The sequence below is a fragment of the Pseudomonas sp. NY15356 genome (assembly GCF_048068175.1).
Classification (GTDB): Bacteria; Pseudomonadota; Gammaproteobacteria; order Pseudomonadales; family Pseudomonadaceae; genus Aquipseudomonas; species Aquipseudomonas putida_K.
This window is the reverse complement of sequence record NZ_JBLUPW010000035.1, coordinates 16,258-30,634: the sequence shown is the minus strand read 5'-3', so window position 1 is coordinate 30,634 and position 14,377 is coordinate 16,258. Positions and strand designations below refer to the sequence as shown.

The 14,377-nt window shown below is 63.3% G+C and carries 11 protein-coding genes; 3 read left to right on the top strand and 8 right to left on the bottom strand.

Going from position 1 to position 14,377, the window contains the following annotated elements; all coding sequences use genetic code 11:
- Nucleotides 1-49: 49 nt before the first annotated feature.
- Together ACNFCI_RS21330 and ACNFCI_RS21325 are read right to left on the bottom strand one after the other, a co-directional pair.
- Nucleotides 50-1,009, bottom strand: coding sequence for a FecR family protein (locus tag ACNFCI_RS21330; RefSeq protein ID WP_416768182.1), 960 nt, complete (start codon nt 1,007-1,009; stop codon nt 50-52).
- A gap of 17 nt (nt 1,010-1,026) precedes the next feature.
- Entirely contained in the window at nt 1,027-1,569 is a 543-nt protein-coding gene (locus tag ACNFCI_RS21325) for an RNA polymerase sigma factor (protein ID WP_416768181.1), read from the bottom strand.
- A gap of 534 nt (nt 1,570-2,103) precedes the next feature.
- Here ACNFCI_RS21325 and ACNFCI_RS21320 point away from each other — a divergent pair.
- Nucleotides 2,104-3,267 carry a type III PLP-dependent enzyme gene (locus ACNFCI_RS21320; protein WP_416768180.1) on the top strand — a complete coding sequence of 388 codons (1,164 nt, stop codon included), beginning with the start codon at nt 2,104-2,106 and terminating at the stop codon, nt 3,265-3,267.
- A 41-nt stretch (nt 3,268-3,308) separates the two neighbouring features.
- Here ACNFCI_RS21320 and ACNFCI_RS21315 read toward each other — a convergent pair whose 3' ends face one another.
- From ACNFCI_RS21315 to ACNFCI_RS21305, 3 genes are all read right to left on the bottom strand, one after another.
- On the bottom strand, nt 3,309-3,839 hold the full coding sequence (locus ACNFCI_RS21315; protein WP_084854584.1) for a hypothetical protein: 531 nt from the start codon (nt 3,837-3,839) through the stop codon (nt 3,309-3,311).
- A 160-nt stretch (nt 3,840-3,999) separates the two neighbouring features.
- Nucleotides 4,000-4,749 carry a tetratricopeptide repeat protein gene (locus tag ACNFCI_RS21310; RefSeq protein ID WP_416768179.1) on the bottom strand — a complete coding sequence of 250 codons (750 nt, stop codon included), beginning with the start codon at nt 4,747-4,749 and terminating at the stop codon, nt 4,000-4,002.
- Between the two features lie 3 nt (nt 4,750-4,752).
- The gene (locus ACNFCI_RS21305) at nt 4,753-5,433 is read right to left on the bottom strand and encodes a Fe2+-dependent dioxygenase (RefSeq protein ID WP_084854586.1); all 681 of its coding nucleotides are present in this window, start codon (nt 5,431-5,433) and stop codon (nt 4,753-4,755) included.
- A gap of 219 nt (nt 5,434-5,652) precedes the next feature.
- Here ACNFCI_RS21305 and ACNFCI_RS21300 point away from each other — a divergent pair, with 219 nt between their 5' ends.
- The gene (locus ACNFCI_RS21300; RefSeq protein WP_324814663.1) at nt 5,653-7,935 is read left to right on the top strand and encodes a TonB-dependent siderophore receptor; all 2,283 of its coding nucleotides are present in this window, start codon (nt 5,653-5,655) and stop codon (nt 7,933-7,935) included.
- Between the two features lie 103 nt (nt 7,936-8,038).
- On the top strand, nt 8,039-10,594 hold the full coding sequence (locus ACNFCI_RS21295; protein WP_416768178.1) for a PepSY domain-containing protein: 2,556 nt from the start codon (nt 8,039-8,041) through the stop codon (nt 10,592-10,594).
- A 120-nt stretch (nt 10,595-10,714) separates the two neighbouring features.
- Here ACNFCI_RS21295 and ACNFCI_RS21290 read toward each other — a convergent pair whose 3' ends face one another.
- The 3 genes from ACNFCI_RS21290 to der all read right to left on the bottom strand — a co-directional run bounded on the left by ACNFCI_RS21290 (nt 10,715) and on the right by der (nt 14,322).
- Nucleotides 10,715-11,506 carry an amidohydrolase gene (locus ACNFCI_RS21290; RefSeq protein WP_084854589.1) on the bottom strand — a complete coding sequence of 264 codons (792 nt, stop codon included), beginning with the start codon at nt 11,504-11,506 and terminating at the stop codon, nt 10,715-10,717.
- Entirely contained in the window at nt 11,494-12,642 is a 1,149-nt protein-coding gene (locus tag ACNFCI_RS21285) for a pyridoxal phosphate-dependent aminotransferase (protein WP_084854590.1), read from the bottom strand. Before ACNFCI_RS21285 ends, ACNFCI_RS21290 begins: the two co-directional genes overlap by 13 nt.
- A gap of 213 nt (nt 12,643-12,855) precedes the next feature.
- Nucleotides 12,856-14,322, bottom strand: coding sequence for a ribosome biogenesis GTPase Der (der, locus tag ACNFCI_RS21280; protein WP_084854591.1), 1,467 nt, complete (start codon nt 14,320-14,322; stop codon nt 12,856-12,858).
- Nucleotides 14,323-14,377: the final 55 nt, after the last annotated feature.

Here is a 14,377-nt window from a genome sequence, read left to right as displayed (position 1 = left end):
GGCAGTTGCAGCTGGCGAGGAAGACGAACGAGCGGAAAAAAACCTGAATCTATTTCGAAATAATTTCGCTGGAGCCGTCAGGGTGGGCCTTGATCGCCACCGGCAGGATGCTTGGCAGGGCCCGCAGCAAGGCGTCGGTGTCATCGATATTGAAGGTGCTGGACAGCCTGAGCCCTGCCACTTTGCCCGGAGCCACGCGCAACGGCCGGGCCCGGTAGCGGGACACTTCGGCGACCACCTCGGCCAGGGTGGCATCGTCGAACACCAGCTTGCCCTGGCGCCAGGCGGTCAGGGCCGCCGCATTCACCGGATAGGGTTCGGCCACCTGCCCCTGCGCGCCGATGTGCGAGCCCAGGCCCGCCGTCAGTTGCGCCAACGAACCCGAAGTACCCTGCACCCGCACGGCGCCCTGCTCGACCGCCACCCGGGTCTGGCCAGGGTCCAGGCGTACATCGAAGCGGGTACCGGTCACGGTGACCGTGCCCTGGGCGGTTTCGACCACGAATGGCCGCGTGCTGTCGTGGGCGACGTTGAACATCACCTCGCCAGCCTCGAGCACGACCTGACGCTGGTCCGCGCCGAAACGCACGCCCAGGCGGGTACCGCCATTGAGTTCGAGCCGCGAGCCATCCGGCAGCTCGAGCTGGCGGCGCTCGCCCAGTGCCGTCTGCAGGTCCTGCCGGTGATACTCACGCTGGTAGTGCCAGCGCCAGCCCAGCCCCAGGGCGGCAACGCCCACACTGGCCGCCAGGGCCTGTTGCAGAAAGCGCCGGCGCGGCAGCTGCCTGGCCGGGGCAGGCTCGCACAGCGCTCGCAATCGCGCGTGCGGAACCTGGCCTGCGGCCTGCCATAATCGGCCAAGCAGATCGTATTCCTCGCGGTGACGCGGGTCGGCGTCGAGCCATTGCTGCAACTGCGCCTGCAGCCGGCTGTCTGTGGGCGCATCGTTGATGCGGGCGAACCATTCGGCGGCCTGTTCGCGCACGTCCTCGGCGCCGGGCTGTTTCATGCAAAGGGTCTCCTGACTCATCTGGTCGACACATCCAGGTGCTCACGCAGATGCCGGAGCGTGCGGATCATATACTTTTCGACCATGTTCTTGCTCAACCCCATGCGCTCGGCGATCTCGGCCTGGCTCAGCCCCTCGAGCTTCTGCCAGACGAATACCCGCCGGCAGTTGAGCGGCAGTTCGGCCAGGGCCCGCTCGACGCAGTCGGCCAACTCCAGGGCATGCACATAGGCTTCAGGGTCGCCATTGCCTGGGTGGCCGGCGTCGAGCATCCCTTCCTCCAAGGCTTGGCGCCGGTCATCACGACGGTAACCGTCCACTGCGATATTGCGAGCCGTCTGGTGCAGGTAGGCGCGCGGCTGCTCGACGGCCTGGTGTGGGTTTTCCAACACCCGCACGAAGGCATCATGGGCGAGGTCCTCGGCCTGGGGGCGACTGCGCAGCTTGCGCGTCCAGGTGCCGATCAGCTCGTGGTAGTGGTCGAGGAAGCCTTTGGGTCCAGACACAGTCGGGGGGTCATCAGGGAGGCGGAGAAGGCTGCGAATAGTAATGTTTCTCATCAAGCACAGCAAATCCGTCAGTCGGCAACAAAAAATTTATGCGTCGATACAGGCACCGACGTACCAGATGGATGTGGCCATAAATATGAACACCTCTGGCTTTTTCGCGGGTGAACCCGCTCCCACAGGGAACTTGAAAACCCTGTGAGATCGGGTTTACCCACGAACAGACGATCACCCTGCATTCCACAATTTTTTACGCCTTCCAACCCTTGGGGAACATCAGCCGGTCACATGAGTCGGTTATTCCATGAGCTGGTCGTCGATCCGCGGCCAACACGCCGGGATTGCCTGTTGATCTTGCTTTGTTCACGCCCTAAAGTGCGCGCCGAACGTCCATGCTGGAAACGATCCATCCGGCTCAAGTACTGACGACGAGACAGCAAGGTCACCCGCCGCTCCGCTTCACGGGCACGGTTGACCTTTTTGCTTTCGGCGACATGCCTTGGGAAGTAGGCGAACCAAAGTGGGGATACGGAGGACGTTCAGTTTGCTGCCACTTACCTTTTCAGTTTGCCCATGGAGTCCCTCAGCATGTCGATCCAGGTCGAAGACTATTTCGCGCGCGAAACCTTCCAGAAGATGAAGGCGTTCGCCGACAAGCAGGAAACCCCGTTCGTACTCATCGATACCCAGATCATCAGCCAGGCCTACGATGACCTGCGCGCCGGTTTCGAGTTCGCCAAGGTGTACTACGCCGTCAAGGCCAACCCGGCGGTCGAGATCATCGACCTGCTCAAGGACAAGGGCTCGAACTTCGACATCGCCTCGATCTACGAGCTGGACAAGGTGATGAACCAGGGTGTCAGCGCCGACCGCATCAGCTACGGCAACACCATCAAGAAGTCCAAGGACATCCGCTACTTCTACGAGAAGGGCGTGCGCCTGTACGCCACCGACTCCGAAGCGGACCTGCGCAACATCGCCAAGGCTGCCCCGGGCTCGAAGGTCTATGTCCGTATCCTGACCGAAGGCTCGACCACCGCCGACTGGCCGCTGTCGCGCAAGTTCGGCTGCCAGACCGACATGGCCATGGACCTGTTGATCCTCGCCCGTGACCTGGGCCTGGTGCCCTACGGCGTGTCGTTCCACGTGGGCTCCCAGCAGCGCGACATCAGCGTCTGGGACGCGGCCATCGCCAAGGTGAAGGTAATCTTCGAGCGCCTTAAGGATGAAGACGGCATCGAGCTGAAGATGATCAACATGGGCGGCGGCTTCCCGGCCAACTACATCACCCGCACCAACAGCCTGGAAACCTACGCCGAAGAAATCATCCGCTTCCTCAAGGAAGACTTCGGCGACGACCTGCCGGAAATCATCCTCGAGCCAGGCCGCTCGCTGATCGCCAACGCCGGCATCCTGGTCAGCGAAGTGGTGCTGGTGGCGCGCAAGTCGCGTACCTCGGTGGAGCGCTGGGTCTACACCGACGTGGGCAAGTTCTCCGGCCTGATTGAAACCATGGACGAAGCCATCAAGTTCCCGATCTGGACCGAGAAGAAAGGCGAGATGGAAGAAGTGGTCATCGCCGGCCCCACCTGCGACAGTGCCGACATCATGTACGAGCACTACAAGTACGGCCTGCCGCTGAACCTGGCCATCGGCGACCGCCTGTACTGGCTGTCCACCGGTGCCTACACCACCAGCTACAGCGCGGTGGAGTTCAACGGCTTCCCGCCGCTGAAGGCGTACTACCTGTAAAACAGAACGGGGCCGCAAGGCCCCGTTTTTCATTGTGCCGCTTAACGGCGTCGGTATTGGTCGAAGTTCACGAACTCCGGCACGTTCGTTTCCTGGACATCCATCCTGAAGTACAGCGTGTTCGGCCTGCCGATCCCAACATAGTGTTCATCCCATGGCGCCCGGTTGGCCACGCTCATCATCGCCTGCCCAGGCATGGCCAGCGTGACATCTTCGTAGATGCGAACTTCAGGCATCTGCAGCTTCGCCCCCTCGACCCGCACCCGCCACAGGACTGGCTTGTCACTCTTTTGGTAGTACCCTACCGACTTGTTGAAGCTCAGGTCCCAGATAGTGCGATGGGCGCTATCGTCCCCGGACATCACTGTCCGCACCTGGTATCCCGCGTCCTGCCCCTCGTAATACCCGAACCAGAAACGCTGCTGCTCTTTGACACAGCTAGGGGAGCCAATGGTCAGCCAGGCATTCTTGCGCTCCCCGGGAGTACCCTCGACCGAATCGAGTATGCCCAGATAGCCAGGCGTCACGGAGGTGAAGGTTGCGATAAAGGAGCGTTCTTGTATGAAGCGCATGGTCGTTTTCCTCAGTTGCCATGTAGGAGCGGCAACGATCCATGCTTCCCGGCAGCGGATTAAGCCTGAGCTGCTTCCCTGCATGGCAAGTGCGGCCGCAGAACAGATGGATTGCACCGCCCCTGTGGGAGCGGGCTTGTCCCGCGATTGGGCCGGCCAGTCACGCTTTGCGCGTTTCCAACTCAGCGGCATAGGCTGCCGCATGCTCAGCCAGCAAGGGCCCGGCACCGTGCAAGGTGGCCACGGCGCTGCGCAAAAAGTTGTGATTGCCCTCGACACGCGCACGCTCCAGCCAAGGGCCGGCTTCATGCATCTGCCCTCGCTCGATGAGGACCATCGCCAGGCTGAACATGCCCCGGAAATCCCCCGCCTCGGCCGACCGGCGATACCAGCGAACCGCCCGTGCCGGGCTGGCTGCGGTGGCAATGCCCTGTTCCAGGTAGCGCCCATAAAGGTTCATCGACTTGGCATGCCCCAGCTGCGCGGCCTTCTCGTAACAGGCCAATGCCTGGGCCTGGTCGGCCGGCACCCCGCGCCCGGTGGCCAGCAGGTTGCCCAGGTTGTAGAGGCCCCAATCCAACCCGGCATCGGCTGCCTGGGCATAATGAATGGCCGCCTGCGCCAGGTTGCTCGCCCCACCCCAGCCATGCTCCAGACATCGTCCCAGCATGTTGTGCGCCATGGCACTGCCGGCCTGGGCGGCGATACCAAACCATTGACGAGCCAGGGCAGGGTCACGTTCGATGCCCCGCCCATCGAGCAGGATCTGCCCCAACAACAATTGGGCCTGCACCACGCCCTGCCCTGCTGCCGCCAGGATCGCCTGGGCAGCCTTGCCGGGGCTGTCTTCGAGCATGGCCTGCAGGCTCGCGACATCCACCACTTCCTCACGGCGCAACGGGTAGGACACCGCTCAGACCTCGGCCCAACGACGCAGCAGGTTATGGTAGGTGCCTGTCAGCTGCAGCAGCGAGGGGTGGTCGGGCACGTCGGCGGTCAATTGCTGGATGGCATTGTCCATCTCGAACAGCAGCGCCCGCTGGCTGTCCTCGCGCACCAGGCTCTGGGTCCAGAAGAACGCCGCATAGCGGGCCCCTCGTGTCACCGGGTTGACCTTGTGCAGGCTGGTACCGGGGTACAGCACCATGTCCCCGGCCGCCAGCTTGACCTGCTGCGTGCCGAAGGTGTCCTGGATCACCAGCTCACCGCCGTCGTAGCTGCCGGGGTCGCTGAGAAACAAGGTCGAGGACAGGTCGGTGCGCACCCGCTCTGGGCTGCCCTTGGGCTGACGCAGGGCGTTGTCGATGTGGAAGTCGAAATTGCCGCCTTCGCGGTAGCAATTGATCAGCGGCGGGAACACCTTGTGCGGCAAGGCCGCGGACATGAACCGCGGGTTGCGCCACAGGCGCTCGATCAGGGCACTGCCGATCTCCTTGGCCAGCGCATGCCCCTCGGGCAATTGCAGGTTGTGCTTGGCCTTGGCCGACTGGTAGCCCGCCGTGACCTTGCCGTCGGCCCAGTCGGCCTGCTCCAGCGCCTCGCGGATGCGAGACAGCTCGTCGGCGTCGAACAGACCGGGGATGTGAAGCAGCATGGCGGCGGCACCTGGCAGGAGGAAGTCGCCAATGATATTGATTACCTTTTACTCCCCACAAGCCCCACTCGCCGCTTCCGACGTTTCAGCTGCTTAAAACCGTAAAGAGAAATTGTAAAGATTGTAAATTCCTCACGAATGTTAACTGTTCTCAATTGTTAGTCACAATTGCTTACATTAAGATCCGCGCAGTTCATACCTTGGGGAAGGTTCATCGAAATGCGTCACGTGCCATCTGCTGTGAGTTCACCTCGTCTGCTTGCCTCTGCCATTGGCGTGGCGATCAGCGCCACCTCCGCCTATGCGGCAGACCCTGCTGCCAGCAATGCCATCACCCTGGACGCCACCAGCATCAACGGCAAGGCAGAACAGGCCAATACGGAGTACAAGGTCGACAAAGCTTCCTCGCAGAAGTACACCGCTCCGCTGGTGGACACTCCCCGCTCGATCACCGTGATTCCACAGCAAGTCATCAAGGACACCAATGCCCTGACCTTGCAAGATGCCCTGCGTACTGTCCCAGGCATCACCTTCGGCGCAGGTGAAGGTGGTAACCCCCAGGGCGACCGCCCATTTATTCGTGGTTTCGATGCCCAGGGTGACACCTACCTGGACGGTGTACGCGACACCGGTGCACAAACCCGCGAGATCTTTGCCATCGAATCGGTGGAAGTGGCCAAGGGCCCGAATTCTGCCATCGGCGGCCGTGGTGCTGCAGGCGGCACGATCAACCTGGTCAGCAAGCGCGCGCACCTGGGCAACTCGCTTGATGGCGCCTGGACCTGGGGCAGCGACCAGACCCAGCGCTACACCTTCGATGGCAACTACCAGTTCAGCGACACCGTCGCCGGTCGTCTCAACCTGATGACCCACGAAAGCAACGTCGCCGGCCGCGACAAGGTCAACTATGACCGCTGGGGTATCGCACCTTCGCTGGCCTTCGGCCTCGGCACACCGACCCGGTTGAACCTCGACTACTACCACATGGAAAGCGACGACCTGCCGGATTCTGGCATCCCATACAGCATTCCACGCGCAGGCAGCAACGCACGCACATCGGCGCACCCAAGCAAGCCCACCGACGGCGGTGACAGCGATAATTTCTATGGCCTGACCGACCGCGACTTCCGTAAGACCCGCACTGATATCGCCACCATCGCCATCGAGCACGACCTGACCGACTCGCTGACGATCAAGAACACCCTGCGCCATGGCAACAGCATGCAGGACTATGTCTTGACCCAGCCTGACGACAGCGTGGGCAACGTCAACAACAATGGTGTCTGGCGTCGCGCCAATACCCGGGTAGGCAATACCGCTACCACAACCAACCAGACCGACCTGTTCGGCGAGTTCTACGTCGGCGGCTTCAAGAACAGTTTCTCTACTGGTGTCGAGTTCACCAAGGAAGAATCCGACCGCCAAAGCTACACGGTTTCGCCGAACAGCAAGATCACCGACTGCACCGGGCCGAGCCATGGTGGCAGCTGCACATCGCTGAGCGATCCGAACCCGGACGATGCCTGGGACGGCACTGTCACGCGCAACTATGCAGGCACCAAGACCAGCAGCAAGACCCGTGCGATTTATGTATTCGACACCCTGGAACTGACACCCCAATGGTTGCTGAACATGGGCTTGCGCTACGACCATTTCGACACCAAGTTCCGCGGCTATGACGCCTCCGGCGCCACTGCCGTGAACAAGGACGGTACGCTCAACAAAGGCCGGGACACGAGCGAATTCTTCACCGGCCAGCTGGGCCTGGTCTGGAAACCGGCCGAAAACGGCAGCATCTATGTCTCCTACGCCACCTCCGCGACCCCACCGGGCGCCATGCTGGGCGAAGGTACCGAAGCCAACCCGTTGCCAGGCACCCCAGACCGTGGCGGTAACATTTTGAGCAGCGACCTGGAGCCGGAAGAGACCACCAACTACGAGATCGGCACCAAATGGGACCTGCTTGACGAGCGCCTGTCCCTGGCAGCAGCCCTGTTCCGGACCGAAAAGGAAAACGCCCGCGTCCAGGTCGACACCACCAGTTACGAGAACGTTGGCGAAACCCGCGTCGAGGGTATCGAGCTGTCGGCCAGCGGCAAGCTCACCGACAAGTGGCAAGTATTCGCGGGCTACACCTACATGGAAGCCCGACAGATCGATGGTGGCCCACGTGGCAAGGCCAATGATGGCAACCAGTTGCCAAACACCCCGAACAACAGCGCCAGCCTGTGGACCACCTACGCGGTCACGCCAAAGCTGACAATCGGTGGCGGTGCCTTCTATGTGGATGACGTGTACGGCAGCGTTGCCAACACCACCATGGTCGACAGCTACGTGCGCTACGACGCGATGGCGGCCTACAAGCTGACCAAGAACATCGACCTGCAACTGAACGTGCAGAACCTCACCAACGAGGTCTACTACGACAAGGCGTACTCCACCCACTTCGCCAACCAGGCAGCAGGTCGCACTGCCCTGCTGACCACCAGCGTCCACTTCTGAGGAAGCTGACCGAAAGCCCCGCCCATTCCGGTGTGCGGGGCTTTCGCGTACCAAGGCATAATGCACGCCGCGCCCTGCCCGGCGCCAAGACAAGGTGATCGATGTGGTGAAGAAGTCGCTGTTCCAATTGCACTGGTTCTTTGGCATCACCGCCGGCCTCGTGCTGGCGCTGATGGGCATCACCGGCGCGCTCTATTCGTTCCAGGACGAACTGCTGCGCCTGCTCAACCCGCACGCATTGAGGGTAGAGGTGCGCAAGGAAGGCGTGCTGCCACCGGCCGAGCTGGTACGCCGGGTCGAGGCGGCCCAGGGCGACAAGGTGGCGATGCTGTGGGTCGATACCCGCGACGGCAATGCCGCACGCATCGTCTTCACGCCCCCGCCAGGGGAGCGCCGCGGCGAACTGCGCTATGCCGACCCATACACAGGTGAGCTCAAGGGCGAAGTGACCGGGCTGGGCTTTTTCAACCTGATGTTGCAGCTGCACCGTTTCCTGGCCATGGGTGACACCGGGCGGCAGATCACCGGCGCCTGCACCTTGATGCTGATCTTCTTCTGCCTCTCCGGCCTGTACCTGCGCTGGCCGCGCCAGGCTTTGAACTGGCGCACCTGGCTGACCTTCGACTGGGCCAAGAAAGGCCGCGCCTTCAATTGGGACCTGCACGCAGTGGCCGGCACCTGGTGTTTGCTGTTCTACCTGCTGTTCGCCCTCACCGGCCTGTTCTGGTCCTACGAGTGGTACCGCGAGGGCCTGAACAAGCTGTTGGCCGATGCGCCGGCCGCCGGGCAGCAGCAAAAACGTGGCGAAGGCCGCGGGCGTCACGGCCCACCAAAAGTGGACAAGAACGCTCCGCCATTGGTGGTCGACTACGACGCGATCTGGGCCAACCTCAAGGATGCCGCAGGCCCCGGCCTGGCCATGTACAACCTTCGCCTGCCCCCGGCGGGCGGCCAGCCGGCCAATCTGTTCTACCTGCTGGAAGATGCCGACCACCCGCGTGCGTTCAACACGCTGGTGCTGGACCCTGCCACCGGCCAGGTAAAGCGCCACGACCGCTACACCGACAAATCCTTCAAGGCCCAGCTGCTGCAGAGCGTCTATGCCCTGCATGTCGGCGAATACTTCGGCCTGCCAGGGCGCATCATCGCCACCCTTGCCAGCCTCACCATGCCGCTGTTCTTCGTCACCGGCTGGCTGTTGTACCTCGACCGTCGCCGCAAGAAACGCCAGGTCCTGGCCGCCCGCGGCAGCGTCACGCCCACTGCCACGACCACTGACAGCTGGCTGATCGGCTTCGCCAGCCAAAGCGGTTTCGCCGAGCAGCTGGCCTGGCAGAGCGCCGGGCAACTGCAGGCGGCCGGCCTGCCGGTGCAAGTGCGCCCGCTGGCCGAGCTGGGCGAGGCCGAGCTGCGCCAGGCCAGGCGAGCGTTGTTCGTGGTCAGCACCTTCGGCGACGGCGAAGCGCCCGACAGTGCGCGCGCCTTCGAGCGCAAGGCCCTGGGCCAGCCGTGGGCGCTGGACAACCTCAGCTATGCGGTACTCGCCCTGGGCGACCGCCAGTATCCGCACTTCTGCGGCTTCGGCCGCAGGCTCCAGGCCTGGCTGGCCGAACGCGGCGCCACCCGCGCCTTCAGCCCGGTGGAAGTGGACAACGCCGATCAAGGCGCACTGCAACAATGGCAGCGGGAGCTGGCACAACTGACCGGCGCCCAGCCGATCGATGCCTGGCAACCGCCGAGCTTCAGCAACTGGACCCTGCGCCACCGAACGTTGCTCAACCCTGGCAGCCAGGGCGCGCCGGTCTACCTGCTCGGCCTGCAACCACAGGCACCTCAGCCCTGGGAAGCCGGCGACCTGGTGGAAGTGCTGCCACGCAATGGCCAGCCGCGCGTTGACGCCCTGCTCGCCGGCCTGGGCCTGGATGCCGCTACCCCCGTCCAGCTCGACGGCTTGACCGAACCCCTCGGGCAGGCCCTGGCCAGCCGGCAATTGCCCAGAAGCCGCGAACACCTGGTAGGCCTGCATGCCCAGGCCTTGGTCGATGCCCTGATCCCTATCACGGCCCGGGAATACTCCATTGCCTCGATTGCCAGCGACGGTGTGCTGGAACTGATCGTACGCCAGGAACTGCACCCTGACGGCACATTGGGCCTGGGCTCGGGGTGGCTGACCGAATACCTGCCTGTGCATGGCAACGTCAGCGCGCGCCTACGGCGCAACAGCGGCTTCCGCCTGCCTGATGCGCCAGCGCCGATGATCCTGATCGGCAACGGCACGGGCCTGGCCGGCCTGCGCAGCTTGCTCAAGGCACGCATCGCCGAGGGCGAACAACGCAACTGGCTGCTGTTCGGCGAGCGCAACCGGGCCTACGACCTGTTGTGCGGTGACCAGCTGCAAGCATGGCTGGCCAAGGGTGACCTGCAGCGGCTGGACCTGGCGTTCTCGCGGGACCAGGCGCAGAAGGTCTATGTGCAGGATGTAGTGCTGCAGCAGGCCGAGACGCTCAAGCGCTGGGTCGCCGACGGGGCATGCATCTATGTATGCGGCAGCTTGAAGGGCATGGCGGCCGGTGTGGACGCGGCGCTCAACGGCATTCTCGGGAGCGAAGTGGTCCAGCAGCTGATCGAGGATGGGCGGTATCGGCGCGATGTGTACTGATATAGGCCGTACTGGCCCTGTCGCGGGACAAGCCCGCTCCTACAGGTACAACGCAGTCCATGGCGGCAGCGCGATACCTGTAGGAGCGGGCTTGTCCCGCGACAGGGCCGGTATTGTCGGTCAATGCAACTCGAAGGTATCGGCATCCAGGTTGGCCGGGAACCGCGCCCGGTAAGCGGCCAACTCCGCCGCTCGCAACACCACGGTGAACACCCCGTCGGCCTCGCCCGCGCTGAGCAGGCTCTCACCCTGGAAGTCCAGCACCTGGCTGTCGCCCGAATAGGCAAAGCCCTTGCCGTCGGTGCCCACCCGGTTCACCGCCGCCACGAAGCACAGGTTCTCGATGCCCCGCGCCGGCAACAGCCGGTTCCAGTGCTGACGACGCGCGGCTGGCCAGTTGGCGGTATACAGCAGCAGGTCGGTATCCTGGGCGTCGCGGCTCCATACCGGGAAACGCAGGTCGTAGCAGATCAACGGGCGCACCCGCCAGCCCTTGAGCTCGAACTGCACTTGGCGCTCGCCCGGGGTGTAGTGTTTGTGCTCGCCGGCCATGCGGAACAGGTGGCGCTTGTCGTAGTGCAGGATCTCACCATCGGGCCGGGCCCAGAGCAGGCGGTTGCGGTGGCTGCCATCGGCCGCCTGGATGATCACACTCCCGGTGATCACGGTATCGTGCTTCTTGGCCTGGGCCTTGAGCCATTTATAGGTCGGCCCGTTCTCCGGCTCGGCGAGACGCTCGGACTCCATGGAAAAGCCGGTGGTGAACATTTCAGGGAGGATCACCAGGTCCGCATCGCCGGCCTGCGCCAGCAGTTCCTCGAAGTGGGCATAGTTAGCCTCGCGGTCGTGCCAGGCCAAGGTCGTCTGCACCAGGGCGATTTTCAGGTTGGGCAGTGCACTCAGATCGCGCATAGTCTTTCCGCTGCCTGACGCAGCGTCTCCTCGCGTTTGGCAAAGCACAGGCGTACCAGGCGTTGCTCGGGAATGGGTTGCTGGTAGAACACCGAGACCGGAATGGCGGCTACGCCATGCTCACGGGTCAGCCACAGGGACATCTCGACGTCGCCCAGGTCCGGGCGGATCTGCGAATAGTCCACCAATTGGAAATAGGTGCCCGGCGTGCGGGTGAAATTGAAACGCGAGCCCTGCAACAAATCGCAGAACAGGTCGCGCTTGGCTTGGTAGAAGCCTGGCAGTTCGTCGATGTGCGCCGGGTGCTCGGCCATGAAGTCGGCCAGGGCGCACTGCAAAGGCGTCACACCACAGAAGTTGACGTACTGGTGGACCTTGCGCAGCTCGGCGCTCAACGCCGGGGGCGCCACCACGTAGCCGGTCTTCCAGCCGGTGACATGGTAGGTCTTGCCGAACGAGCTGATCACGAACGCCCGCGAGTACAGCTGCTCATGGGCCAGCACGCTGGCATGGCGCACCCCGTCGTAGACCAGGTGCTCATACACCTCATCGCTGACCAGGTAGATATCCCGGCCTTCGATCAGCCGCGCCAGCTGGTCCAAGTCCTCGCGGCTGATCAGCGCGCCGCTGGGGTTGTGCGGGGAGTTGAGGATGACCATGCGGGTGCGCGGGGTCAGGGCATCGCTGAATTTCTGCCAGTCGATACGAAAATCGCCGTCGGTGAGCTGCACATGCACGCAGCGGCCACCGGCCAGCTCCACGGACGGCTCGTAGCTGTCATAGGACGGGTCGAAGACGATCACCTCGTCGCCGGCCTGGATTACCGCCTGGATGGCGCAGAAAATCGCCTCGGTGGCCCCCGGAGTGATGGTCACTTCCTGGTCGGCATCGACCTTGGCGCCATAGAGCCGGGCGATCTTGGCCGCCACCTGCTGGCGCAACGCCGGCAGGCCGGTCATCGGCGAATACTGGTTGTGCCCTGCCAGCACATGGCGGCAGACGGCATCGAGCAGCGCCTGGGGCGCGTCGAAGTCGGGGAAGCCCTGGGAGAGGTTGAGCGCACCGGTCTGCACGGCCAACTGCGACATGGTGGTGAAGATGGTCGTGCCGACGTTCGGCAATTTGCTGCGGATCATGACGCCCTCTTTCCTGGACACTGCATTCGGCACGGGGTAGAGGCCGAGCATAGCGGATCGGGCGGTCAGGAAAAAGGTTGAAACAAGATGGGGCTGCTACGTAGCCCAATCGCGGGACAAGCCCGCTCCCACAGACTTACCGCGGCTTGAGCGCGACGGTGAACCTGTGGGAGCGGGCTTGTCCCGCGATTGGTCTGTAGCAGAGCGCTGGGTTTACTTGCGCTTGTCCTTGCGCTTCTTCTCGGCCTTCTTGTGGTGCGACATCAGGCGGCGCTTCTTGTTGACCTGGCGGTCGGTGAGGGTGTTCTTCTTGCCCTCGAACGGGTTGTCGCTGCCCTTGTACTCGATGCGGATCGGCGTGCCGACCAGCTTGAGCACCCGGCGGTAGGTGTTTTCCAGGTAGCGCGAGTAGGAACGTGGGATCTTGTCGGTCTGGTTGCCGTGGATCACGATCAGTGGCGGGTTCGCACCACCGAGGTGGGCGTAGCGCAGCTTGATCCGGCGACCGTTGACCATTGGCGGCTGGTGCTCGCTGATGGCGTCCTCGAGGATCTGGGTCAGGCGGCTGGTCGGCCAGCGGGTGACGGCCGATTTGAATGCAGCCTGCACCGACTTGTACAGGTGACCCACGCCCGTACCATGCAGGGCGGAGATGAAATGGATGTCGGCGAAGTCGACGAAGAACAGCCGGCGTTCCAGCTCGGTCTTGACGTAGTCGCGCTCGCTCGGCTCCATGCCGTCCCACTTGTTCAAGGCGATGACGATGGCACGGCCGGCTTCCAGGGCAAAGCCCAGCAGGTTCAGGTCATGGTCGACCACGCCTTCGCGGGCGTCCATGACGAAGATCACCACGTTGGCGTCCTTGATCGCCTGCAGCGTCTTGACCACCGAGAACTTCTCGACTTCCTCGTGGATCTTGCCGCGCTTGCGCACCCCGGCGGTGTCGATGAAGGTGTACTTCTCGTCGTCACGTTCGAACGGGATATAGATGCTGTCGCGGGTGGTACCCGGCTGGTCGTACACCACCACGCGCTCTTCGCCGAGCATGCGGTTGACCAGGGTCGACTTGCCGACGTTGGGGCGGCCGATGATGGCGATCTTGATGCCATCCTTCTCGCTCGGGCCGGGGATGCGCGTGGCCTCCTCGCCTTCGGCGACTTCCTCGTCCAGGGCTTCCTCGACCTTGTCGCGCGGGATATGACCGAGCACGGCCTCCATCAGCGCATTGATGCCGCGCCCCTGGGAGCCGGCCACCGGAATGGCGTTGCCCATGCCCAAGGGCGAGAACTCGGCGCGGGCGACGTCCGCATCGATGTTGTCGATCTTGTTGGCGACCAGGATGGCTTCCTTGTTCCGCTTGCGCAGGTGCTCGGCGATCATCTGGTCGGCAGCGGTCATGCCGGCGCGGGCGTCTACCAGGAACAGGACATAGTCGGCTTCCTCGATAGCCATCAGCGACTGCTCGGCCATTTTCTCGTCCATGCCCACTTCGTCGCCGGTGATACCGCCGGTGTCGATCAGGATGTAGGAGCGACCCTGCCAGGTGGCATCGCCATACTGGCGGTCACGGGTCAGGCCCGACAGGTCGCCGACGATGGCATCGCGGGTCTTGGTCAGGCGGTTGAACATGGTGGATTTGCCGACGTTCGGCCGTCCCACCAGGGCGATTACGGGAACCATGCGGCTCTCCACTCTTGAATTCTTGAAAATGCAAAGGCCGCTGCAAGGCAGCGGC